Origin of the sequence: Rheinheimera marina, from assembly GCF_042654345.1 — a bacterium.
GTDB lineage: Bacteria > Pseudomonadota > Gammaproteobacteria > Enterobacterales > Alteromonadaceae > Pararheinheimera > Pararheinheimera marina.
The window spans coordinates 305,595-328,708 of sequence record NZ_JBHSGB010000006.1 but is presented as its reverse complement, the minus strand read 5'-3'; the positions used below and the strand labels follow the sequence as shown (position 1 = coordinate 328,708).

At 53.0% G+C, this 23,114-nt stretch carries 21 protein-coding genes and 1 other RNA gene; 13 read left to right on the top strand and 9 right to left on the bottom strand.

Annotation, left to right across the window (positions count from 1 at the left end):
• The first annotated feature begins 4 nt into the window (after positions 1–4).
• Positions 5–961, top strand: coding sequence for an acetyl-CoA carboxylase carboxyl transferase subunit alpha (gene accA / locus ACFO3I_RS07545; RefSeq protein WP_377333012.1), 957 nt, complete (start codon positions 5–7; stop codon positions 959–961).
• Between the two features lie 36 nt (positions 962–997).
• On the top strand, positions 998–2,320 hold the full coding sequence (tilS, locus tag ACFO3I_RS07540; protein ID WP_377333010.1) for a tRNA lysidine(34) synthetase TilS: 1,323 nt from the start codon (positions 998–1,000) through the stop codon (positions 2,318–2,320).
• Here tilS and ACFO3I_RS07535 read toward each other — a convergent pair.
• Both ACFO3I_RS07535 and ACFO3I_RS07530 read right to left on the bottom strand, forming a co-directional pair.
• Positions 2,311–3,213 carry a GGDEF domain-containing protein gene (locus ACFO3I_RS07535; RefSeq protein WP_377333008.1) on the bottom strand — a complete coding sequence of 301 codons (903 nt, stop codon included), beginning with the start codon at positions 3,211–3,213 and terminating at the stop codon, positions 2,311–2,313. The genes tilS and ACFO3I_RS07535 overlap by 10 nt on opposite strands.
• A gap of 87 nt (positions 3,214–3,300) precedes the next feature.
• Positions 3,301–4,491 (bottom strand): patatin-like phospholipase family protein, encoded by a 1,191-nt coding sequence (locus ACFO3I_RS07530; protein WP_377333006.1) that lies wholly within the window; start codon positions 4,489–4,491, stop codon positions 3,301–3,303.
• 116 nt (positions 4,492–4,607) lie between these two features.
• Between ACFO3I_RS07530 and ACFO3I_RS07525 the strand changes: the two genes are divergently transcribed.
• The 5 genes from ACFO3I_RS07525 (at position 4,608) to ACFO3I_RS07505 (ending at position 9,091) form a co-directional block, all read left to right on the top strand.
• A complete protein-coding gene (locus ACFO3I_RS07525) occupies positions 4,608–5,477 on the top strand; it encodes a DUF3014 domain-containing protein (RefSeq protein ID WP_377333004.1) in 870 nt (289 codons plus the stop codon).
• Positions 5,477–6,064, top strand: coding sequence for a 1-acyl-sn-glycerol-3-phosphate acyltransferase (locus tag ACFO3I_RS07520; protein WP_377333002.1), 588 nt, complete (start codon positions 5,477–5,479; stop codon positions 6,062–6,064). Before ACFO3I_RS07525 ends, ACFO3I_RS07520 begins: the two co-directional genes overlap by 1 nt.
• An 83-nt stretch (positions 6,065–6,147) precedes the next feature.
• Positions 6,148–6,245, top strand: an RNA gene (gene ffs, locus ACFO3I_RS07515) — signal recognition particle sRNA small type.
• 149 nt (positions 6,246–6,394) lie between these two features.
• On the top strand, positions 6,395–8,269 hold the full coding sequence (locus ACFO3I_RS07510; protein ID WP_377333000.1) for an alpha/beta hydrolase family protein: 1,875 nt from the start codon (positions 6,395–6,397) through the stop codon (positions 8,267–8,269).
• A gap of 30 nt (positions 8,270–8,299) precedes the next feature.
• Entirely contained in the window at positions 8,300–9,091 is a 792-nt protein-coding gene (locus ACFO3I_RS07505; RefSeq protein WP_377332998.1) for a c-type cytochrome, read from the top strand.
• A 58-nt stretch (positions 9,092–9,149) separates the two neighbouring features.
• On the opposite strand, the gene ACFO3I_RS07500 is transcribed toward ACFO3I_RS07505, so the two are convergent.
• A complete protein-coding gene (locus tag ACFO3I_RS07500; protein WP_377332996.1) occupies positions 9,150–10,067 on the bottom strand; it encodes a LysR family transcriptional regulator in 918 nt (305 codons plus the stop codon).
• A gap of 170 nt (positions 10,068–10,237) precedes the next feature.
• On the opposite strand from ACFO3I_RS07500, the gene ACFO3I_RS07495 reads away from it, so the two are divergent.
• Positions 10,238–11,230: a zinc-dependent alcohol dehydrogenase family protein gene (locus ACFO3I_RS07495; protein ID WP_377332994.1), complete on the top strand. Its 993-nt coding sequence runs from the start codon at positions 10,238–10,240 to the stop codon at positions 11,228–11,230.
• Positions 11,231–11,348: 118 nt separating this feature from the next.
• On the opposite strand, the gene ACFO3I_RS07490 is transcribed toward ACFO3I_RS07495, so the two are convergent.
• From ACFO3I_RS07490 to ACFO3I_RS07480, 3 genes are read right to left on the bottom strand one after another with little or no spacing between them, the layout of a single operon-like run.
• Entirely contained in the window at positions 11,349–12,848 is a 1,500-nt protein-coding gene (locus tag ACFO3I_RS07490; protein WP_377332992.1) for a parallel beta-helix domain-containing protein, read from the bottom strand.
• The gene (locus ACFO3I_RS07485; RefSeq protein WP_377332990.1) at positions 12,845–14,005 is read right to left on the bottom strand and encodes a cytochrome-c peroxidase; all 1,161 of its coding nucleotides are present in this window, start codon (positions 14,003–14,005) and stop codon (positions 12,845–12,847) included. Before ACFO3I_RS07485 ends, ACFO3I_RS07490 begins: the two co-directional genes overlap by 4 nt.
• On the bottom strand, positions 14,002–14,601 hold the full coding sequence (locus ACFO3I_RS07480) for a c-type cytochrome (RefSeq protein ID WP_377332989.1): 600 nt from the start codon (positions 14,599–14,601) through the stop codon (positions 14,002–14,004). Before ACFO3I_RS07480 ends, ACFO3I_RS07485 begins: the two co-directional genes overlap by 4 nt.
• A 230-nt stretch (positions 14,602–14,831) precedes the next feature.
• Here ACFO3I_RS07480 and ACFO3I_RS07475 point away from each other — a divergent pair, with 230 nt between their 5' ends.
• From ACFO3I_RS07475 to ACFO3I_RS07455, 5 genes are all read left to right on the top strand, one after another.
• A complete protein-coding gene (locus ACFO3I_RS07475; protein ID WP_377332987.1) occupies positions 14,832–16,583 on the top strand; it encodes a TonB-dependent receptor plug domain-containing protein in 1,752 nt (583 codons plus the stop codon).
• A gap of 3 nt (positions 16,584–16,586) precedes the next feature.
• The gene (locus ACFO3I_RS07470) at positions 16,587–17,360 is read left to right on the top strand and encodes a TonB-dependent receptor domain-containing protein (RefSeq protein WP_377333456.1); all 774 of its coding nucleotides are present in this window, start codon (positions 16,587–16,589) and stop codon (positions 17,358–17,360) included.
• Positions 17,361–17,449: 89 nt separating this feature from the next.
• Positions 17,450–17,824, top strand: coding sequence for a DUF3019 domain-containing protein (locus tag ACFO3I_RS07465; RefSeq protein ID WP_377332985.1), 375 nt, complete (start codon positions 17,450–17,452; stop codon positions 17,822–17,824).
• Entirely contained in the window at positions 17,824–18,519 is a 696-nt protein-coding gene (locus tag ACFO3I_RS07460) for a response regulator transcription factor (protein WP_377332984.1), read from the top strand. The genes ACFO3I_RS07465 and ACFO3I_RS07460 overlap by 1 nt, the downstream gene beginning before the upstream one ends.
• Positions 18,516–19,721: a sensor histidine kinase gene (locus tag ACFO3I_RS07455; RefSeq protein WP_377332982.1), complete on the top strand. Its 1,206-nt coding sequence runs from the start codon at positions 18,516–18,518 to the stop codon at positions 19,719–19,721. The genes ACFO3I_RS07460 and ACFO3I_RS07455 overlap by 4 nt, the downstream gene beginning before the upstream one ends.
• A gap of 30 nt (positions 19,722–19,751) precedes the next feature.
• On the opposite strand, the gene ACFO3I_RS07450 is transcribed toward ACFO3I_RS07455, so the two are convergent.
• The 3 genes from ACFO3I_RS07450 to ACFO3I_RS07440 all read right to left on the bottom strand — a co-directional run bounded on the left by ACFO3I_RS07450 (position 19,752) and on the right by ACFO3I_RS07440 (position 23,110).
• Positions 19,752–20,360: a LysE family translocator gene (locus ACFO3I_RS07450; RefSeq protein ID WP_377332981.1), complete on the bottom strand. Its 609-nt coding sequence runs from the start codon at positions 20,358–20,360 to the stop codon at positions 19,752–19,754.
• Positions 20,361–20,419: 59 nt separating this feature from the next.
• Positions 20,420–20,920 (bottom strand): LURP-one-related/scramblase family protein, encoded by a 501-nt coding sequence (locus ACFO3I_RS07445; protein WP_377332979.1) that lies wholly within the window; start codon positions 20,918–20,920, stop codon positions 20,420–20,422.
• A 96-nt stretch (positions 20,921–21,016) separates the two neighbouring features.
• Complete coding sequence (locus ACFO3I_RS07440; RefSeq protein ID WP_377332977.1) at positions 21,017–23,110, bottom strand: amidohydrolase family protein; 2,094 nt, start codon at positions 23,108–23,110, stop codon at positions 21,017–21,019.
• Between the last annotated feature and the right edge of the window lie 4 nt (positions 23,111–23,114).

Sequence of the window (23,114 nt, the reverse complement as noted above, 5' to 3'; positions counted from 1 at the left end):
GTCGATGATGCTGAATTATTTAGAGTTTGAGCAACCGATTGCGGAACTTGAAGCCAAAATAGAAGAATTGCGCAAGGTCAGCCGCAACGGTGAATACGATATAGGCCTGGAAGAAGAGGTCACCAAACTCAAAGAGAAAAGTCTGACTCTGACCAAAAAGATTTTCTCCGAGCTGGGCCCATGGCAGGTGGCACAGCTGGCCCGTCACCCATTGCGTCCTTACACCCTGGACTACATCAAACATATTTTCACTGACTTTGATGAGTTTGCCGGTGACCGTACTTTCGCCAACGACCCGGCTATTGTCTGTGGTACTGCCCGTCTTGGCGAGCGCACTGTGATGGTGATTGGTCACCAGAAAGGCCGTGACACCGCTGAAAAAATCAAACGTAACTTCGGCATGCCAAAACCTGAAGGCTACCGTAAAGCACTGCGCATGATGGAAATGGCAGAGCGCTTTAAATTGCCTATCGTCACCTTTATTGACACGCCAGGTGCCTACCCGGGTGTAGGCGCCGAAGAACGTGGCCAAAGTGAAGCTATTGCCCGTAACCTGAAAGTGATGGCGGGCTTAAAAGTGCCGGTGATCTGTACTGTAATTGGTGAGGGTGGTTCTGGTGGTGCTCTGGCCATCGGTGTCGGTGATCAGGTTAACATGCTGCAATACAGCACCTATTCGGTGATTTCTCCGGAAGGTTGTGCGTCCATTTTGTGGAAAAGCGCCGAAAAAGCGCCACTGGCCGCCGATGCGATGGGTATTACGGCTCCACGCTTAAAAGAGCTGAACCTGATTGACGAGATTATCAGCGAACCGCTGGGCGGCGCGCACCGTGGCCATGACCAGATGGCACAAAGTCTGAAGCAGGCATTAATCCGTGACTTAAACCGGCTGGAGAAACTCAGCCTTGAAGAGTTGCTCGACAAACGCTATAAACGCCTGATGTCGTTCGGTTATTGCTAATCAGCTAAGGAAAAACCGCCGTCAGGCGGTTTTTTTATGACCTCACCATTATTACAGGCGCTGCACAGCGCACTTAAACCTCTGCAGGCCCAAAAGCTGGTGCTGGCTCTTTCAGGTGGCCTGGACTCGATGGTGTTGCTGCAACTTTGTGTGCAGCTGCGTCAGCAGCTTGAGGTGGAACTGGAAGCTGTGTATATCCACCATGGTTTAAGCCAATACGCCAATGACTGGGCCACCTTCTGTGCCGAGCAATGTCTGACCCGCAAAGTGCCGTTCCAGGCCGTGCGGGTGAAGCTGGAAGGCGGCGCCAATCTTGAAGCCAAAGCCAGAGCTGCCCGTTATCAGGCGCTGGCGGCTTTTGTCCAGCATAGCGATACACTGCTGCTGACGGCCCATCATGCTGACGATCAGCTGGAATCTATGTTGTTGGCGCTTAAACGTGGTGCTGGCCTGGCTGGTCTTGCTGGTATAGCGGCACTGCAGCCTTTTGCGCAGGGCTACATGGTGCGCCCCTTACTCCCTTTTAGCAGAGCCGAACTGGAAGCCTTTGCTGCGCAGCAGCAACTGGCTTTTGTTGAAGATGACAGCAACAGCAACAGCCGCTTTGATCGCAACTTTTTGCGTCACGAAGTGATCCCCTTATTGCAGAAGCGTTGGCCGAGTTTTCGTACCAATGCACTGCGCAGCCAGCAGCATGTGCGGGAGCTGTGGAGCTGGCAGCAGCAACAAATTGAACCCCTGATGTCGCAGGTGCAACAAGAGCGGCGGCTGAATTTGCAGGAACTGGCGCAGTTTCCGGCCATTGAACAACAGTTGCTGGTGCGCCAATGGTTAGCACAGTGGCAACTGAACCCGTCCAGCAGCTGGCTGCAGACCTTTTTTACCGAGCTGGTGCAGGCGAAGCAGGACGCTCAGCCATTGTTAGTACTCGAGCAATACCAGCTCCGGCGTTTCCAGCACTGGGTCTACCTGTTAGAGGGGCGGTTGGCGCCTGAACCCCAGTGTCAGCCATGGGATGGTCAGTTGCTGCAGTTACCCTGTGACCTGGGCCAGCTACAGGTGCAGCCGCGTGGCCAGGGCATCGCTTTTCAATATGCCGCGGATCAGCAACTGCAGCTGTGTTTTGGTCAGTACCATTACCCTTTTCTTCCGGCTGGGGAGCGCCATCATAAGTCGCTGAAGCAGTGGCTGAAGTTATGGCAAATTCCCCCCTGGCAACGGGCGCAGTTGCCGGTGTTAGTGCAGGCAGGGCAGGTGATTGCTGTGGCCGGTGTGACCGGGAACTGTAGGGACGATGTGGCAATGGCCCGGCTGCACTGGCAACACGGGCCTGACATACAACGGCTGGATCAGGCCTGATTCAGCAATGACACTTTGACGGCGTTTTTACCGGCCAGTTTGGCTTGTGCCAAGGCATCATCCGCCCGCGCGAACAAAGTGGCAGCCTGTTCGTCCGGCGTCAGTTGCGCCAGGCCGGCGCTGGCTGTGACTTCAAATTGCTGACACAAATGATGCTGGTTAATGGCTTTCACCATCCGGTGTGCCACCAGCTCAGCACAGGCGGCATCTTCGGCAGTTAAGATCACCGCAAACTCGTCACCACCAAAGCGGAACAAACCGTCGCTGGCACGTAAGGTATGACGCATTGCATCAGCCACCGCCAACAGCACATCATCCCCTGCATGGTGACCAAAGTTGTCGTTGGTGCGTTTAAAGTTATCCAGGTCCAGCAGGATCAGCGCACAGGCTTCATGCCGCCGGTGCGACAGCTGCAGCGCTTTGGCAAACTGATCGTCAAAATGCCGTCTGTTGCCAAGGCTGGTCAGGCTGTCCCGCAGTGCCAGTTGCTGCAAGCGGGCGACCACCAGGGTGTTTCGCATCGGATACAACCACTGGCGCTCCAGTTGCCACAGCTGATGCTGTTGCATGGGCGTCACCGGCAGTTCGGTCTGGTAACAGAGTTCAGCCAGGCACTGGTCGTTTAACATCAGCATACTGCGGTGTTCACTCGGCGCTGCTTCCGAGCCCGATGCCAGGTATTTGCCGACGGCGGTTTGCAGCTGCAAAGAACGCAGCGGCAAAACTTTGCCTGCAGCCATAGAGAAAATCTCCAGCTGCTCGGCCAAATCCAGGCTGGTTTGTAATTGTTCGGTTAAAGATACCGGATCGTCAGACGTCCACTGCGGGTGTTGGGTCACTCCCGCATAACTGGTGCCGAACAGCGCCATATCCTGTAAGCCAAATAATTCCACTACTCTTCTCCGCAGTGCTATAGATAAGCGGGATAAGCAGGGATTGTGCCAGTTCAGTAAGTGGATGATCTTGCAGATATTTTCAAATCAACTTTCGTCACTGCTGGTTTTTTGACGGCTTGAAGTTGCCGCTTCCCCCTGTAAAAACTGCAGAATGGCTGACATTTGCCGCATCGCGTCTTCGTAGCCTATTTCTATCAGCCGGCGGGTGTAGGGTTTTTCAAATAACAGGTAACTGGTCAAGCTGGATTCGGAGTGCTGGCTGATGCCAATAAACTTCAGCAGGGTACGGACTGCGATGGGCAGGCTTAAAAAATACTGACTGGCAATTTGGTTAAAGTTGACGCTGGGGTTAATCAGGTAACTTTCCACTTTTTTTAAGTCACTCGGAATGCCATGCAATTTTAAGGTATCAATGGTTTTATTGATCCTGTTCATCCGCTCCAGGTCGGCGTTTAAGGTGTCGGCAAAAATGGTGTCGAGCAAATGCCCGGCCACAGTGGCGACACCCGGGTGATGCGGCATCTGATGGCTGAAATCTGCGGGTCGTGGCGGCTCCAGACCAATGATCAGTATTTTATCGGCGCCCAAATGGATAGGAGCGCTTAGTGGAGACAACTGATTGACAGAACCATCGCCAAAGTACTGCTGGTGAATTCGCACCGAAGGAAATACCAGTGGAATGGCAGCGGAAGCCATCAGATGCTGGATGCCCAACAAGGTTTTGCGGCCCCAGCGTTTGGCCCGGCGCCACTCCTGCGCCTGCTCGGACTGGAAAAACGTAATGGAATCCCCGGTGTTGTAGCAGGAAGCCGTGACCGAAACGCTGGACAGGTAACCGCCCTGAATATTACGGTCGATACGCTGCAAATCGACAATGTTATGCAGCAGCAGTTTTAGCGGTTTATTGTCGAACAAACTGACCGGCTTTTTATTGGCATAGTCGGCCTGAAAGTTACTTAAAAAGCCGCGTAACAAATGCCAGCCCAAGCGCAGATAATTGGAAAAATACACCTGGCCGGTATGAAAGTTGCGCCAGATAAACTCAATCTTTTTTACCCCCAAATGAAAGCAGGACGCATAGCAGGCAATACCGGTGCCATTAATGGCGCCTGCAGAAGTGCCACAGATGATGTCAAAGGGAATGGCACTGGTGCGGGGGTAGTGCTGAGCTATAGCTTTGAGCACTCCAACCTGGTAGGCAGCCCGGGCGCCGCCGCCGGTCAGCAATAAGGCTACTTTGTGCGTCGATTTTTTTTCTGTTTTGCTGGTTTGCATCGAAACTTCTTAACCAAAACCGCAGTCTGTTGATATATATTGCTGAAAAGCCAAATAAATGCAACGCTACAGCTGCTTTCTAACAGCTGCGGACAGTGACTAAGGATAACGGAGTTATGACTGAAAAGACGCCTGGCTCAGGCCAGCAACAATACTATATTGGTCTGGCAGTGGTGTTTGTCACCGTCGCAGTTCTGGCCTGGTTTTTTCTGCGAGAAGACAGCACTGAGCCGGAGCCAACGCCAGTGGCGCCGCCTGTAACTCAAACGCAAGCCGAACCGGCCGACGTACTGACGGCCAACCAAGAGCCAATCGACAGTCTGACCGTGCAGGCAGAAGATGAAACGCCGCTGCAGGAGCAGCCTTTGGCGGAGCCGGTCGAGGTGGACACTGTGCCGGCGTTGCCGGATCTGGATAACTCAGACCCTGAAGTCAAAGCCGCGCTTTTGGCCATGAAGTGGGCACCTGGTTTGTCGTCGTTGTTTGTCACTGAAGACATGGTCCGTCGTTTTGTGGTTTATGTCGACAACGTGGCGCAAGGCACTTTGCCGAAGAATCAGCCGCTGTTTCAACCGATGACTGAAAAATTTATGGTGGAACGTCAGGACGGGCAGCTGCTGCTGAGCCCGAATAACTTTGTCCGTTACGAGCCTTACCTGCAGTTGCTGGAAAGTATTTCCGTGACTGAAGTGAAACAGGTTTTTGAAAAATACTACCCGCTGATGCAGCAGGCTTATCAGGAACTGGGCTACCCGGATGCACAGTTCCGTGACCGCGTACAACAAGCCATTAAAGTGTTGCTGGAAGCGCCAGAAGTAGCGCCACCAGTGGCACTGGAGCAGCCGAACGTGTATTACACCTATGCTGATGCGTCCTTGCAGGAATTACCGCTGGCGCAGCGTCAGATGATCCGCTTAGGCCCTGTGAACCAACAGCGACTGAAAAAAGTGCTGCAGGCGCATCAACTGGTATTGGCTCAACCTTAATGCCACACCGCCATATCCCGGAAAACTGGCCAAAACGCAACAGCCGTTTTGGCCGTTTTATTGGCCGCTTACTGCTGAAGCTGCTGGGGGGGTGGCAAATCAGCGGCCCTATTCCTGAGCAGCCAAAGCTGGTGCTGGCGGTTGCTCCTCATACCGCCAATAAAGACTTTTTTATTGGCATTGCCGCGGTGCTGGCACTGGATATCAAAGTGTCCTTTTTAGGCAAACACAGTATTTTTGTCTGGCCGGTGCGAGGCCTGCTGCTTCGTCTTGGTGGTATTGCGGTGGACCGCAGTGCGGCACATGGTGTGGTTGGCCAGGTGGTTGAACGTTTCGCACAAAGCGACGCCATGTTGCTTGGCCTGGCACCGGAAGGCACCCGTAAAAAAGTTACCCAGTGGAAGTCCGGTTTCTGGCAAATTGCCAAGCAGGCCAAGGTGCCAGTGGCGCTGATTGGGTTGGATTATTCAAGCAGGCAAGTACGTTTTGGTCCTTGCCTGGAAACGGGTGAGACCTTTGAACAGGATATGCAGCTGTATCGTGCGTTTTTTCAGCAAATAACCGCGCGTTACCCGGAAAATGCTTGAAGCGGCCAATACTGCCTTGCCATCACTGTGGCTTTTACGGATAATGCGCGCACCGGTTTAGCCGGTACCCTCAATGGTGACCTCATCGGTCCTCCCGCAATGCTAGTTTGTTCACCTGGTCAGGTCCGGAAGGAAGCAGCCAAAGCAGACAATGTATGTGCCGGGATGCCGGCTGGTGAGGTTGCCACCCAAACAAAGTCTTTTGTTTCTACTTGTTCCCCAAAGTCATTTCCGTTAAATTTCTGTATCTAATTTATTTAGCAAGGATTGCAAATGCCTGTAAATTTAAGGATTTTTCTGCTCGTCTGCAGTTTTTTCAGCATTCAATTGATGGCACAGGGCGATAAGGCTGCTGTGTTACCTCTGGAGACTTTTTATCATGGCGAGCGACTGGACCAGGTGCGGTTATCACCTGATGGTTCCAAACTCATTGCTCTGCGTCATGTCAAAGATGACACCTTGTTACAACTGATTGACTTGGTCAGCGGCGACGCTGTGTATCTGGCGCGCACGGATAATATCAAATACAAAATAGGCTGGGTGCGCTGGGCCAATAATAGCCATCTGCTGCTGAGCTTCCGTTTTGGTGGCGTGCGGGGTATGGGCGTGAAAACTCACGAGACCCGGCTGTTTTCAATGGAAGCCAAAGAGGGCGCCGAAATCATCCCTATGGTCGCCCGGACGCAAAAAGATGAGCATCAAAGCCAGTTTCAGGACGACGTGATTAAAATCGGTTTCCCTGATCAGGACCATTTTTTGCTGAGTCTGGACCGCGAGGTGGCCGGTCAGGACAACGTCTATCAGGTCAATGTAAAGACCGGAAAAATGAAACTGCAGCACAAGCATAAACCAGGCATTAATAGCTGGATGGTGGACCGTCAGGGCGTGGTGCGGGTTGGCTTGGGTTATGATGAAAAAAACGTTGAATACAAAATTCGCCTGTTGCCACCGGGCAGTGAGGACTGGATGACTGCCTGGCAATGGCCAGCTTTTTCCGAACAGGCTGTGTCTGTACTGGGCTTTGGCAAAGACCCAAAAGATTTATATATCCGCGCTAACCATGAAGGCCGCAATGCCGTGTTTAAAGTGGATTTATCCAAAGCTGATTTCCCACGTACCTTGTTGCTGAGCCACCCGCAGTATGACCTCGAAGGTGGCTTAATTTATTCAGAAGCCAAAGACGAACCTGTCGGAATTTACTTCAGCGCCGACGGTGCCGACAGCTGGTATTGGGATGAAGAGTTTAAAGCCTTTCAGGCCGGTCTGGACAAAGTATTGCCAGACACAGTGAACTACATCAGCGATTTAAGCCAGAATGACCGGACCTACCTGGTGTATTCCACCAGTGTCACCAGCCCGGGCACCTACCTGCTGGGAGATCGCAACGATAAATCCTTAATGGCCTTGGCTGAAACTAACCCGGGGCTGGACGAAACGACGTTAGTTGCCAAACAAAAAATTCAGTACAAAGCCCGTGATGGACTGGCCATTGAAGGCTACTTGTCGGTACCGCCAGGCAGCAAAGCGGCGCCTTTGGTGGTGTTTCCACATGGCGGCCCTTTTAGCAGCGACAACAACAGCTTCGACCCCTTCACGGCTTATCTGGTCAATAAAGGCTACCAGGTGTTTCAACCGAACTTCCGTGGGTCAACCGGCTACGGCCATGAGTTTATGAGCCAGGCGATAGGGCAGTACGGTATGGCGATGCAGGACGATATTACCGATGGCGTGCAGTACCTGATTGCCGAAGGCTTGGTAGACCCGAAACGGATTTGCATTATGGGCGCCAGTTATGGCGGTTATGCGGCGTTGCTTGGGGTGGCCCGCACGCCGGACTTGTACCAGTGCGCTATTAGTTTTGCCGGTGTGTTTGACCTGAAAGAGCAGCGCAGCAGCTACCGTAAATTCACCAGTTACAATCTGGCGAAAAAACAAATGGGCACAGACAACGACCTGCTGGAGCAAAACTCGCCAATCAATCTAGTAAAGCAAATTAAAGCGCCGGTGTTGCTGATCCATGGCACTGAAGACCGTTCAGTATCGGTCAAACAAAGCCGCTGGATGGCGGATGAGCTGAAAAGTGCAAAGAAACAGGTGCAGTATGTCGAGCTGGAAAACGCCACCCACCATCTGGACTATTATTCTCACCGTAAGGCAACCTTTGAGCAGATTGATGCCTTTTTAAACCACTACTTGCCACTGTAATCATGCTGGCAGCAACCAGGAGAGACAGAGATGAAACTATGGGCTGTGCTGTTGGTTGCTGTCAGTTACTCGTTGGCGGCCGCTGATTTAACGGTGAGCCTGCCTGGTCATCAGCTTGATTACCCTCTGGCCGAACTCAAGCAGCAGTTGCCGGTAAAAAGGGTTGAGTTGTATGACCCTGTGTACGGGCAACAAAAAAGCTATCTGGGCTTTTTGCTGACTGATGTGCTGAAATTGGCGGGTTATCAAAATGGCATGCCAGGCGATGAGTTAAAGCTGGTAGCCAGCGACGGGTACGCGCCGTCGATGCCGCTGAGTTTACTGGCCGGAGAACCTGTATTGGCTTTTGCCGAAGCTGGCAAAGCCGATTTTGAGTTTGAAGCGGTCACCCAAGGCAAAGCCAAGTTATCACCAGCACCTTTTTACCTGGTCTGGACCCAGGGCGCTGCTGCCAAACACCAACCCTGGCCTTATCAGCTGGTCAAAATTGAACTGGTCAGTTTTGCCGAGACGTACGCCGCACTTTACCCAACCGGGGTTACGCAGGATTCTGCCGTGTATCAAGGCTTTTTGCTGTTTAAAAGCCAGTGCTTAAGTTGCCATTCCATCAACCTGCAGGGCGGGGAAGTGGGCCCTGAGCTGAATGCGCCGAAAAATGTCACTGAATACTGGAGCGAGACGAACCTGCGCGCCTTTATCAAAGACGCCAACAGCTTTCGCTATAAAAGCAAAATGCCGTCTTTTAGCCATTTAAAGGACGAACAAATTGAGCAGTTACTGGCGTTTTTACGCTATAGCAAAGCGCACAAGGTGCAACTCTGACGGTGCTGGCACCAGCCGCTGTTGATGCCTCAGATGAAACCAAGCGCAGCAGACAGTGCTAGCTCGCTGTGATCCAGCGGCTGTTTTGCTGGCGAAACACCTCGACGACCCAATCGACAAAAGCTCGAACCGTCAACGACAGATGCTGACGATGTGGGTATAACACGGATAAAGGTAAACTAACGTGGTCCCTATCGGGGAGCACTTCAATCAAGGTACCGGCATGGAGCTGGGCTTCTACATAGACACCCGCCACCATAATCAGTCCCATGCCTGCCAGAGCGCAGTCCACATAGGCGGCTGTGTTGTTCACCAACATAGTTGGGCGCAGATGGAGCGGCTGTTCTGCTGCACCGTCTTTGACCGACCACTCCATTTGCTGGCGCACGCGCCCGGAAAAATAGCTAATGATCTGATGCTGCTGCAGTTCGTCCGTGCTGACAGGAGTGCCGTGTTTTGTCAGGTAATCGGGCGAGGCACAAAACAGCATTGGAATTTGCGCGATTTGCCGGCTCACCATGGTCGGTGGCGCTGAACCGCCAATACGAAGCACGCAGTCAATTCCTTCAGCAACCAGGTCGGCTGGCTGATCGCTGACGCCTAAGATCAGCTCGATATCCGGATAAAGCTGTCTGAATTCAGGCAGGCGAGGGATGATCACTGTACTGGCGACAGCGACGGGGATCTCTACGCGCAGCCGGCCGCGCGCAGGTTGACCGGTGCGGCCAAACAGGTTTTGCGCTTCGGCTACATCAGCCAGTAGCTGGATTGCTTTGTGATAAAACAGCTCCCCTTCGGCTGTCAGGCTGGAGCGCCGGGTGGTGCGGTGCAGCAGCCTTGTCGCAAGCTGGTTTTCCAGTGTGGTGATCGCGTTACTGACGCTGGGGCGAGTCATGTGCAGCGCATCTGCTGCTTTGGCAAAACTACCTAAATCAGCCACTGTGACAAATACCTTAATTTGTTGGATAAACTCCATCGGGTGCACACCAATCACTATGACTGTTATCAGATAATATAATAATTAATTCAAATATCCGTGTCTTCTGAGTGATTATCTGGCGCGCTATTCTGCTGCTCATCAACCCAGAATCCCTTCATGGCGACTTGGTTGGTTAGTTCACTCACTAAATTGACAGAGGTATACCGATGGCCCGTATTGTTCGTATTCATGAGTATGGTGACGCAAGTGTGCTCAAACTGGAGGATGTGGATGTACCACAGCCTGCCGCAGATGAAGTGCAAATCGCGGTGCGCGCCATAGGTTTAAACCGCGCCGAAGTCATGTTCCGCAATCATGCCTATCTGCAAGAGGCGGTTTTTCCAAGTCGCCTTGGCTATGAAGCTTCAGGTGTTGTCTCTGCTGTAGGCTCGTCGGTCACTGAATTTGCTCACGGTGATGTGGTCAGTTTAATTCCGCCAAATGATATTGCCCGCTGGGGCACCTATGGCGAAGTGGCTAATGTGCCAGCCCGTCATTTGGTCAAGCACCCTGCCAGTATCTCCTTTGAAGCGGCGGCTGCGTCCTGGATGCAATATGTGACAGCGTGGGGGGCTTTGATTGATCAGGCAAAACTGAGCAAAGATGATGTAGTGATCGTGACTGCAGCGTCCAGCAGTGTGGGTTTGGCCGCTTTTCAGATTGCACGGATTGTCGGCGCGACGGTAATTGCGACCTCACGAACCTCTGCCAAGCGTCAGGCTTTGCTGGATGCTGGGGCGCATTATGTGGTTGCCACTGAGGAAGAAGATTTAGTCGCGCGAGTGATGGAAATAACCGCTGGCAAAGGTGCCCGGGTCGTGTTCGACCCTGTTGGCGGACCCGCTTTTGAGCCGCTCACTGCCAGCATGGCCAGAGGCGGGATTTTGTTTGAATATGGCGCACTGAGTTCGGAGCCGACTCCTTTTCCGCTGTTCACCGTACTGGGCAAGAGCTTGACCCTTAAAGGCTATCTGTACAACGAAGTGGTGTCCGACGACGCAACGCTAGAGCGTGCCAAAGCCTTTATCAGCGCTGGCCTGGCATCGGGTCAGTTGAACCCGGTGATCGCAAAAACTTTCCCACTGGAGCAAATACAGCAAGCAACCCGCTTTCTGGAATCCAATCAACAAGTGGGCAAAGTGGTGGTGACTGTAGCCTAAGCAAAGGCAAAGGAACAAGGGCAGCAATAAGCGGAGTCCTGCGGATGGTAAGCCAGAGCCCGGGGAATTAAAAAAGGGCGCAGCAAGCTGCGCCCCTACAGCCACCTGTTCAGGTGACTTATTTGGTCACGGATAACATATATTCCGCCACTGCTAAGCGGGTTTCTGCGTCCAGGTAGTCCTGTTTTGGCATGGCCGGGAAGTCTTCGCGTTTTTTCACCGGGTTGGCAATAAAATTAGCCAGACCTTGCGGGTCGTCCATATACAGGCTTTGGATCACCTGAACCGGCGGGCCAATCAGACGGCCGGTGTAGGCGTGGCAGCCGGTGCAAATACCGAGATAGGCGTATTTACCTTTGTCTTTGGCATCCACTGAACGAGGGGCCGCAGGGGTGTCCAGCAGGTAGCTCACCACGTTGTCGGTATTGGTAAAACTGCAGGATGGCCATTTCGCCACACCAACCGTGATGTACTGCTGCGGGTTATTGATACAACTCTTGTTGCTGTCGCCCACCCGCACAATATCCGGGTTGCCTTGTTTCAGCTCAGTTGCCATCAGCACTTTGGCCTCCGGAATGGTGTCGTAACCATTGTTGTACATCAGGTTATTCAAAATCATCACCTCATCCGGGTAAGGATCTGACTCCGGATCCAGCGTGGTATTCGGGGCGTTCTGGTGGTCGGTCACAATGATACCGGCGGTTTTATTGCCAATAATCAGGTTGTCTTCAATCACCACTTTGTCGGCCGCCATAATCAGAATGCCGGTACCAGCCGGAATGCCAGACACAGTGGAGCCAGGTGCACCAAAGTTTTTGGTGTTGTTATTGCTGATCCAGTTATTACGGATAATCACATCCACTGTGTCTTTAATCGGCAGGCCAGGGGTGACAAAAGCCAGAATGCCGCCGGTGTTGTTGTGCACAAAGTTGTTTTCAACAATGGCGTGACGGCTGTTTTCAATTTCGATACCGGCCACACTGTCGAATACTTCGTTGTTGGCGACATGAATATGATCGCTCATGCCAATGTAAATGGCGGCGTCTTCAATGCCGTAAACCACGTTGTGTTCAACAATACCGTTGTCACCCAGTTGCGGGAAAATGCCGTACACGCCGGTGTCTTCAATAATGTTGTTTCTGATCTCAAAGTTATTGCCGGCCTGGCCCATAATGCCGTTGCCTTTGTATTTGGTGATCAGGAAGTTCTCCACCACGATGTTGTTGCCGGAATACAGGATGGCATCGTTTAAATGGCCGTCACCAAACAGTCGCGGGCGTTTGCCTTCAACAATGACCCCAGAGAGCCGGATATTGTCTTTGTCGATGTAGACAGTTTCGTTATAGTCGCCTGGCCAGACCTGGATCATATCGCCCGGGTTGGCCGCCTGCACTGCGTCCATAATCAGCTGGCCAGGTTTCACCTGGTGCACAGCGCCTGGTGCCATGGTATTGATCACTGATTTTTTCTGATTGGCCGTGCTCCCGGCATCGCCGCTGGCGCCATAGCTGACATCGGGCTGATAGGCTGGAGCTGATTGACCGGAGCCAGACAGGTAACTGCCGGCAATAAAGGCCACAGGGACCAGCAGAGCCAATGCCACCGTCGTTTTTTTCATGGCTTGATTCCTTTGTTGTTGTCGTTGGTTGTTTGCAGCTCCGCCGGTAACGGCAGGCCAGAAGGTAAAGTCTGAGGGATAGCCGGTAACAGGCTTTGATCGGTCAGGGTATTCATAAACACCGCCAGTTGCTTAATTTCTTCCGGGCTTAATTTCGGCTCCCAGATATGCCAGTGCAGTTGCAAATGTTCGCCTTTGGGCACGGCATGGCCGCGGCCTTTGGTGTAAAACTCGGCGGCTTCTTCCAGGGTGGCAAAGCGGCCTGAGTGCATATAAGGCCCCGTCAGGGCTATATTGCGCAGGCTGGGCACTTTAAAGCCGCCGCGCCATTTCTCTTTGCCTGCTTCACTGCCTGCACCCGGGTCGAACGGCATGCCTTCCGGCTCCGGCGTGCCAATCACGGCAATTTGCTGGTTGGTAAAAAGTGGCGGGGTGTGGCATTCCGAACAGCGCGCTACAAAAGAGCGGAACACATTCATGCCTTTAATTTCTTCATCGTTCAGTGCCAGGTGGTAGCCATGGGCATACTGATCGTATTTGCTGTTCAGCGAAATCAGTGAGCTTTGAAAGGCGGTGAGCGCTGTGGCCAGCTGAGTTAAATCCAGTTGCTCTTTGTCAGGAAAGGCCTGGCGGAACAGCGCAGGGTACTGGCTATTGCTCATCAGCTCGGCCAGCACCTGCTCCGGGGTATTGGCCATTTCATGTTTGGCAAACAGCGGGATCAGTGCCTGCTGCTCCAGGGTTTTGGTGCGGCCGTCCCAGAATAGCTGCTTTAAATAGGCCACATTCCACAAACTGGGTGCACTGCGAGTGCCGACATCCCCATGAGCGCCGGTGCTGAGCGCTTTACCGTCGGTAAAGCCCAGTGCGGGCTGATGACAACTGGCACAGGCTTGCTGATGGTTGGCGGACAACAGAGGGTCGAAAAACAAAAAGCGGCCTAAATCAATTTGCTGTGGGGTAAAGCCGTCACGGGCTTCAGGTAAGGAGGTTTGAGTCCCGCCAACGCCTTTGTTTTGCAATGAGTCGTACAAGTCATACCGAGTCACCAGCTTGCATTGGTTTTGCGCTGTCAGCTCAAAACTGGGTGGGCAGCTGCCACTCAGTTGCAGTGGCTGACCGGCCAGCGCCAGTTGAGCAAAAAAGGTCAGCATCATGGCAGCCCTGCTCCGATATAGGCCACCACGGCCTGCACATCCTGCTCAGTCAGCGTTTTCGCCATCATCGCCATCTGGCGGCCTGGCTTGTCGGTTTTAAGTTGGCCACGCAGACCGCTGCGAAAATGCTGCAGCTGCAGTAGCAGGTAAGCCGGGCTTTGCGCGGCCAGTGCAGGGGCATGCAAGGCGTTATTGCCTTCGGCCTGATTGCCATGGCAGGTGCCGCAGTTGCCAATGTAGAGGCGACGACCTTTGTCGAGCAGCTCAGCGGCTGCGGGCTCTGCTGCCACTGCAGTTTTTGGCAGTGCAGCGAAGTAGCCTGCGAATTGCGCTATGTCGGCATCGGTCAGGGTTTTGGCAACGGCGGCCATGGTTTGGCCTGCGGCGTCGGCGGGGTCACTGCCACGTTCGCCCGCTCTGAATTGCTGCAATTGTTTTTGCAGATAAGGTTTCAGCTGGGCGTCCAGCAGCGGCGCTGAGGTGGCCGCTCTGCTGTTGTCGCCATGGCAGCTCAGGCAAAGTGTTGGTTCTGACGCCAAAGCTGTATTCAGGCTAATCAGTGCTAATGTCGGCAATATTCTGATTTTTATCCGCATATCAACGCCATTTATAAGTTTAATTCTTTGTGGTTGTCTGGCCTAAGCTTGCGTTTTCAGCTCTCAGGGTTCAAACCGAAAAGTGTACAAAATTGTCCAGTTCGCTGAATTTCGAGAACAGCGCAGGTAGTATCGGAATGGACGAGATCCGCCTCTGAAGGGACGCAGTACAAGTTCAGTAGAGAGCGTCAGATCCCGAAAAACAGAACAACAAGAACGGGGAGAAACTTATGTCTACAAAGCAATTGCGCCTTGGCAAAGGCTTTAGTCTGCATCCACTGGCTGCAGGGGTGGTGTTGGCGCTGTGCAGTCACAATCTGCTGGCGCAACAGGCAGATACCAAAGAAGAACCAGCCATTGAAGTGATGACGGTGACAGCACAAAAGCGGGTGCAAAACCTGATGGACGTGCCGGTCGCCATCGACAGTATTTCTGCAACAGATTTAAAAGAAACCAACTCAGTACTGCTGGGTGATATCAGCGACTACACCCCGGGTTTTACCTTCAGTAAAGATGCGGTCGCCCAGGCCAGCGCCACCATGCGGGGGATTTCCAGCAGCAATATCAGTACGGGGGGCGACCCGTCTGTTGCTATTTTCTTTGACGATTTTTACCTGCCTCGTGCTGCGCAAAGTGTGATGTTCTCCGACATGCAGCGCATTGAAATTCTCAAAGGCCCACAAGGGACTTTGTTTGGCAAAAATGCCGCAGCCGGTGTGGTCAATATGATCCCGAACGCCCCAGCGCAGGACGACGAGGCCTTTGTCAAAGCCACGCTGGGCAACTACAACCAGCAACGTTATGAGCTGATGGGCAACAAAGCCATCAGTGACGAATTTGCGGTGCGGCTTAATATGATGAGTAACAAGCGCGACTCTTTTGTTGACAACCTCTACGAGGATTACCAGGGCGAAGAGCTGGGCAACCGTAATCATAAAGCGGCGCGGCTGGCCGCCTTGTGGCAGCCGAACAGCAGCACCAAAGTGCAATTAAGTTATGACTATGACGATATGAACCAGGGTTATGCGCCAGGCGTTGGCGTCAGCCCTTATGCGTACAGCATGAATGTGACTGACCGTATCGTCGAAAACGATGTGGTTGACGGCCATGAACGCCGCGACATGGATGCATGGTCGCTGAAAATTAGCCATGACTTTAATGATGAATGGTCAGGGAAATTTATTAGCAGCAAACGACAATGGGAAGTTTCAGGCCGAGACGACACCGACGGCACCGCCGACAAAACCCGTTACCTAGACACCATTAACTTCGAAGACTCCGACATTTTTTACAACGAACTGCAAATTAACTACCAGCATGACAAGTTAAGTTATGTCGGCGGTCTGACCTACAGCAAAGAAAATGTTTACCAGAAGACCAGCCTGAATATTACTGCCGACACCATAGCCCGGCTGACTACGGCCGATATCAACGCCATGCTGATCCCGGCCCTGCAGGGCGCTGGTGTACCGGATGAGATGATCAGCATGATGGGCCTGCCAGCTGACCATTTATGGAACCCGCAGGACTGGGCCAGCATTTTAAGTGTGATGGCCATGGTGGACCCGTCCGTGGGTGGCTTATTGCAGCAACTGGGTGCCGCGCCCTTTAGCCCTGAACTGGTGGCTGCTATTCAGGCCACCGGCGATTTAACCTACCAGGCCATCAGTGCTGGGTTGGGCATTAATGAAATCTTTGGGCCTTCTGCAACTGGCCAGCTGTGGAGCGAAGATATTATCAATACAGGTAACTTCACCTCCATTGGTGTTTACTCCGATGTCGATTACCAGTTGAATGAGCAATGGGGCCTGACCGCCGGCCTGCGTTACAGCAAGGATGACAAAGACTTTAGCTGGGAAATCAAAGAACGTTCTTTTGGCGCGCCAATGAATGGCCTGACCGACTTTTTATTCCCGTTAATGCCGCAGCTCAATGCCAGCAACAGCTGGAGTAAATGGACAGGCCGCGCTGTGGCCCGCTAAAACCTGACGGACGAGCAGATGCTGTATCTGTCCTATTCCACCGGCTATAAGTCAGGCGGTTATGACTCCTTAGATCCGCGCTCTGCGATGACTCCTTTTGAACCGGAAGAAGTGACCAGCATGGAGCTGGGCTACAAAGCCGATTTATGGCAGACAGTCCGTCTGCAACTGGTTGCTTTTGACATGGATCTGGACAACAGGCAGCAATCGGTCAACAGCAAAGAGCCGGATTCCGGCGTGGCTGTGCCTATGGTGATTAACGGCGACCAGGATATCCGGGGTATGGAGCTGGTGCTGGACTGGCAGGCGCTGGACAGCCTGAAGTTGGGTCTGGTCACTGAGTATCGCAAAACAGAATCCAGATGGGATCAGTTCTATAACGCAGACGGCGACTTAGTGACTGACACCGACAAAGGCTCAACGGCCGATTCGTACACCCTGACGGCAGACTGGGCGGTGCCAGGCCAATGGGCCAATGGGTATCTGAAGCTGCATATGGACTATGTCTACGAAGAAAATACCAGAGCTGATGATCCAGACCTGTTGCCTGTGGCCTACAGCATTCCGGCTTATTTCGCCGATCGCAAAGATCTGAATGCCCGCATCAGCTGGAGCAGCAGTGATGATCAGTGGGAACTGGCGCTGTTTGGCAAAAACCTGCTGGACCAGGACACCACAGGCGGTATTGGTGGCTTTGCCGCCGCTGCACTTGGCACGCCAACGGTGTCATTGAACCCGCCACTGACCTATGGCCTGGAAGTACGTTATCAGTTCTGATCTGCACCAGCTTTACCGGCAGTCGCTTGCTTGCCTGCCGGTAAAGCTTCAGGCAGAGTAATAACTTCACTTTGTGTCGGCACTTCGTTATGCGACTACTGTTTATTTCCTTGTTATTGGGCGGCGCGATGCTGTGCACTGGCCAGGCCCGGGCTGACTCGTTTAGCCTGAAGCCACGTTTATGTCTTCACCACAGCCATCAAGCCTGCAGCCTGCAACTCTCCGTTGAATGGCAAAACGAACAACAGCTATGCCTTTATCTGCAGTCCAAAGCAGAACCTTTACTCTGTGGCCGCGAGGTCAGGCAGCAGTTGCAACTGGTATTGACTGAACACAGCCGTTTTGAATTGCGTGATCAGCAGTCGGGGGCGCTGGTCAGCCAGCGGTTAGTGCGGGTATTGCAGGTGGACCTGAATGCCGGCGATCAGTTGCTTAAGCGTAGCCGCAGTTGGGGGACGCCCTGATGCAGCATATTCTGCTGGTGGAAGACGATGCTGAGTTGTGCAAGCTGGTGGCAGACTTTCTGCAAAATGAAGGCTACCAGGTCAGCAGCTGTGGCAATGCACAAAAAGCAAAAAAGCTGCTGCTGGCCCAGCGTTTTGATTTATTGGTCTGTGATGTGATGTTGCCGGGCAGCAGCGGTTTCGATTTGGTGAAACAAATTCGCCAGCAGTTTAAAGGACCTGTGCTCTTCATGACAGCACAAACCTCGGTCGGTGCTCAGCTGCAAGGTCTGGAACTGGGCGCTCAGGATTACCTGCTCAAACCGCTGGACCCACGAATTCTGCTGGCGAAGATTAAGGTGTTTTTACCTGCAATAGTGGCAGAGCCAGACCGCACTTTTATAAAGCGGCATAACCTGCACATTGATCAGGTGGCCGGACGGGTGTTTCTCGACACTGAAGAGCTGCGGCTGACCAATGCCGAATTGCAGTTACTGCAGACGCTGTTGGAAAACTACGGCGCTGTGGTGAGCCGTGAACGGCTGTTTCGCGAACAGCTGACCCGTGAATACGATGGCGTCGACCGCACCATGGATGGCCGGGCGTCGCGGCTACGGAAAAAACTGCAGCAACAGGATCCGAACTGGAATGTGCAGGTGGTGTGGGGGCAGGGCTACCGCATCAGCCACGCCAGCCTGGCAGGAGGCGACGAATGAAGTCGGCGTTGCTGCGTTTTTACCTCGGTATTGTACTGCTGGTGCTGCTGCTGTTTTTCAGCCTGAACCAGCTGTACAACTGGTTTTATCAGGGCGACGAAATGGTCGAAGCGGCCCGCAGTATGTTGCATCAGGTGTACCATCACAGTGAATCGCAGCAGCTGCATTGTCGGCTGTCCGATACCGACGATTGTCCAAACAGCCTGTATGTCACTTACCCTAAAGGCTACTGGCAGCCGCAACCTGATGTGGTGTACGGCGTTGAAGTGATGCGGGATACCCAGGGCAATGCGTCCATGTGCAGTGAGATGTCGGGGGGCGAACTCATCTGTTTAAGTCAGCTGAATTTACCCGATGGTGCGGATTTCAGTATCGACCTGGCGCATGTGTTTTTATTGCTGCTGTTACTCTGTCTGTTTTGGCTGAGCCGGAATTTATTCCGTGACGTGGATACCTTAAGACGCAGTGCGTTGCAGGAAATTAAACTGGGCCATTTGCCAGCCTTTCAGCTCAGTGAGCAGTCTTATTTGCAGCCGCTGGCGCGCTCGCTCAGTCGGATGAATCAGACCATCGCCGACCTGAATTCGTTGCAGCGCGAAATGGCCGATACCGTCTGCCATGATATTAAAACCCCTTTGGCCAGGCTACGCTTTGTACTGCTGAACTTGGAGCAGCGTTTAAGTACTGAGCAGTCGGCGCAAATCAGCCGGAATTTGCAGGAAATTGAAGACAATGTGTATGACTACCTGCGGCTGGCTCAGCAAAACTTCCGTTCTGAACTGCAGCTAAGCGACGTGCGGCTGGATCGGCTGCTGCAAGAGCTGATAGATAAATTTGCTACCAATACTGAACATCAGATCCAGCTGCATAGTGCTGGGGCTGTAGTGCTGCAGGCCGATCAGAAGCTGTTGCAACGCGCCTTATCCAACCTGCTTAGCAATGCGCTGCGTTATTGTCAGACCAAGGTCTGGATTGAAATCAGTCTGGTACAGCAGGATTGCCTGATTGATGTCTGTGATGATGGCGAAGGCTGGAACAGTAACAGGGAACATAACACCGATGGCTTGTCTCACCATGGTCTGGGTCTGGCCATTGTGCAGCGGGTCGCCCGCCAGCATGGCGGCGACTTTATCCGGCTGCAAAGGGCTGAAGGTGGGGCCATTGCCCGCTTAAAACTGCCTCTGGGCTGTGCCGACAATTAAAATAAAAAGCCCGGCGTTGCCGGGCTTTGTTCAAAGTACGGCTTTGACCGCCAATGCCAATAGCACCACGCCACTGACTCTGTCTATCCAGTGGCCTTTTTGCCGTAACCACGCCAGTACCGGGCCGGCGGACAGCACCACTGCGACCAGGCAATACCAGGCGGCATCAATAGTTCCCACTGTGAACATCATCAGCAGTGCCTGGTTTAAACCCGTGTCGGTATGCACAAACTGGCTGAACAGCGCGATAAAAAACAGTGCCAGATGCGGGTTTAAAAACGCAATCAGAAAACCTTCGGCCGCGCCTTGGTGGCCTTTACTTTGATGCACCACGACGGGGGCATTTGGATCGGCCGGTTTCGCCAGCAAGGACTTCACCCCCAGATACGCCAGAAATGCGGCACCTGTGTAGCGAATAAGGTCAAATAACAGCGGCGAGGTGCTCAGCAACAACGACAAACCAAGCGCGGTCAGCAGCGCATAAATACCGACCCCAACGCCATGGCCCAAGGCGGTGGCTACCCCGTAGCCTTTGCCCCCTTGTACCGTATTACGGATCACCAGTGCCAGGCTGGGACCAGGGCTGACGGCTCCCATAAAGGCGATGGTAACCAGCGCCAGATAACTGCTTAAATCCACGACATTTCCTGTTGTTTAGTGTTCGACTGCGGCAGCATAAGTGAGGACAACGGCATTGACTAGTCGTCGTCCACTACCGAATTTTTACCGGAGTGCTGGATCCTGTCGATCACGATAACAGCAGCCAGAAGCTGTGCAGTCCACTCGGGTGCGTAGATATCGACGCCATAGGTATCAGACCAGCTGAACCAGGCTTTAGATACTGCCGCCAGTAAGCGATTGTGTTGGCGAATTTCATACTCGTGTTGCCACAAATTACCGCTGATTTCCAGCTCTCCCGCCGGGCCTGTAATGGTAAAACGACTGGTCCAGAATGGCCAGAATCGTTTACGGATCAGCCACTCGCTGCCGTCGGCGCACAGCAGGCGGCAGGCCGGTAACAAGGTGAGGTACTTGCGTTTAATTTTCACCAGTTCGCGGCCTGAGGCGTCGGCTAAGGTCTGACTGCTGGAAATGCTGAACAACTTACCCTTGGCGCTATAGGCGGTGTTGCCATGCTCATCTTCAATACTAAAGCTGTCGGTCAGGCTGAAAATTTTTTGCTTAATTTTGTATTTCATCGGACTGTTGCTCCGTTAAAAAGCCCCGGTTAACCGGGGCTTGAGGGTTAGGGCTGGCTGCACTGTGGAGATTTTGACCTCAACAGGTTGAGCGCCTTAGTGCAGATGGCGGTGACCATGCTGTGCTTTGCCGCCGCTTTGGCCTGCAGGCTCAGTGTAATCGCGGATTTTCACTTCGGTTTTGGCAAAAGGTTCAACACCAATCTGACGGTACAGACGGGTCGGGCTGATGGCTTTATTCTGGGTGATCACCAGCGCCAGCTGACGGATATCGCCAATGTTTTTGGTCGGGTCGCCGTCCACCAGCAGTAAATCGGCGTCATAGCCCGCTTTGATTTGGCCTTTGTTCTGCTCGACCCGGCTGAAACGGGCACCATTTAAGGTGGCGACTTGCAGTGCTTCAGACGGGGTCAGGCCCGCCTTGACCAGCAGCTCAAGTTCACCCTGTAAGGTAAAACCAGCCAGCTCGTCGGTGCCGGCGACCACCGGAATGCCTGCCCTGTACATCATGCCGGTAAATTCCACCATCTTGGCATACGACCTGGCATAACGTTCTGCTGTGGCTTCATCCGGAATATCCAGCTCAGCACGGGCATAAGCACGCTGAATATCTGGTGGCAGGTGTTTGACAATGGCGCGCCATGGCTCGCCGACCGTACCGTCGACTTTCTTCAGAAAATCAAAAGTGGCCAGTGTAGGGTCCACGCTTACCTTATGCTCTTTCAGCAGTTTGATAAAATCCTGCACTTTTTCACTGTTCAGGTCCAAATCAGCCACCTGTTTGGCGGGCAGATAGAAACGGTCCAATGTACGGGTGTCGGTGTCAGGTTTCACCAGGAAATTCAGCATCAGCTGGTTGATATGCTGGATTTCGTCAAAACCGGCATGAATGGCGTCTTCGGCTTTCAGGAAAGCTGGCACATGACCACTGACGCGCAGGCCTCGGCTGTGGGCATAAGCGACTGTGGCTTTGAGAATGTCTTTCGGGAAGGAGTTGTAAATCTTCAGCTGTGGGTAGCCGTGCGCTGCGTACCAGTCAATGGCGGCTTTGGCTTCATCCAGCGTGCTGATGACAAAGCCGTTGCGGGCAGAAAACGCGCTTTCACCTTCTAAAAAGCCGGTTGGTACTATGGTTGGCGCCAGCAACTGGTCATGGGCAATTTCGTCCATCATCTGCTGCAAGGTCGCATTGTCATTGCCCATATCACGTAAGGTCGTGACACCAGCAGCCAGATGCAGAATGCCTTCCCAGCGGGAAATATGACCATGCATGTCGAAAAGGCCTGGCAACACAATGCGGTTGGCGGCGTCGATGTCGTGCTGAACCAGGCTATGCAGGCTACCGGCCGGTACTATGGTAGTGATTTTGCCGCGCAGCAGGAAAATGTCGCTTGGCTCACTGACTTTCATCGTCACCGAGTCAAAAATGCGGGCATTACGCACTACGGTCAGGCCATGTAATTCTTTTGGCAGTTCGGTGGCTACTTTTTCCAGCAGCTGAGTTTCCGCTTTTTGCTGAATGGCCATCATGGCTTCTGCATTGCCTTGCCAGCCGTCTTCAATCAGCGTCAGGTAACCCGGTGCCAAATAGGCAAACAAGCGGGCGTTGTCACCTTTGGTCGCCCAGACAAAACTGGGTTCAAAGCCAACACCGGTTTGCACCAGTAACTGAACCTGTTGTTTCTCGCCGCCTTTATCGACAATAAGTTCACTGACCACTTCCTGCTTCAGCGTGCCGCTGGGTAACAGCGGCAGACTGTTGGTTTTATTTTTTGCCATGGCACTAATAGCCAGTGATGCCAGGAAAGGCGAACCATCGACCGGCAGGTACATGGCTTTACCATCGGTATTGGCCTGATGCTGCTCTTTGCCTGTACTCCAGCTGGCCTGGGTGCCGTCGAGCTTAAATTGTTCATTGATCACCGAACCAAAGGTGGTATTGCCTTTGGCCTGGTAATCACTGATTAAACCTGCGGCATTGAGTTTAATCACTTCGTCCAGCTCTGGACCGCGGCCGTTGTCTTTGAAGATGTAACGCACCTTGATATCACCATTGTCACCAATAGTGACCAGTTGCTCGCCGGCTTTATTGCCTTTATCCACCAGGATTTGGTAGTTCAGTTGTTCGGCGGCAAAAGTGGAAGTGGCGCAGGCCAGCATAGTGAGCAGGCTGAGGGTTTTGAATTTCATGGAA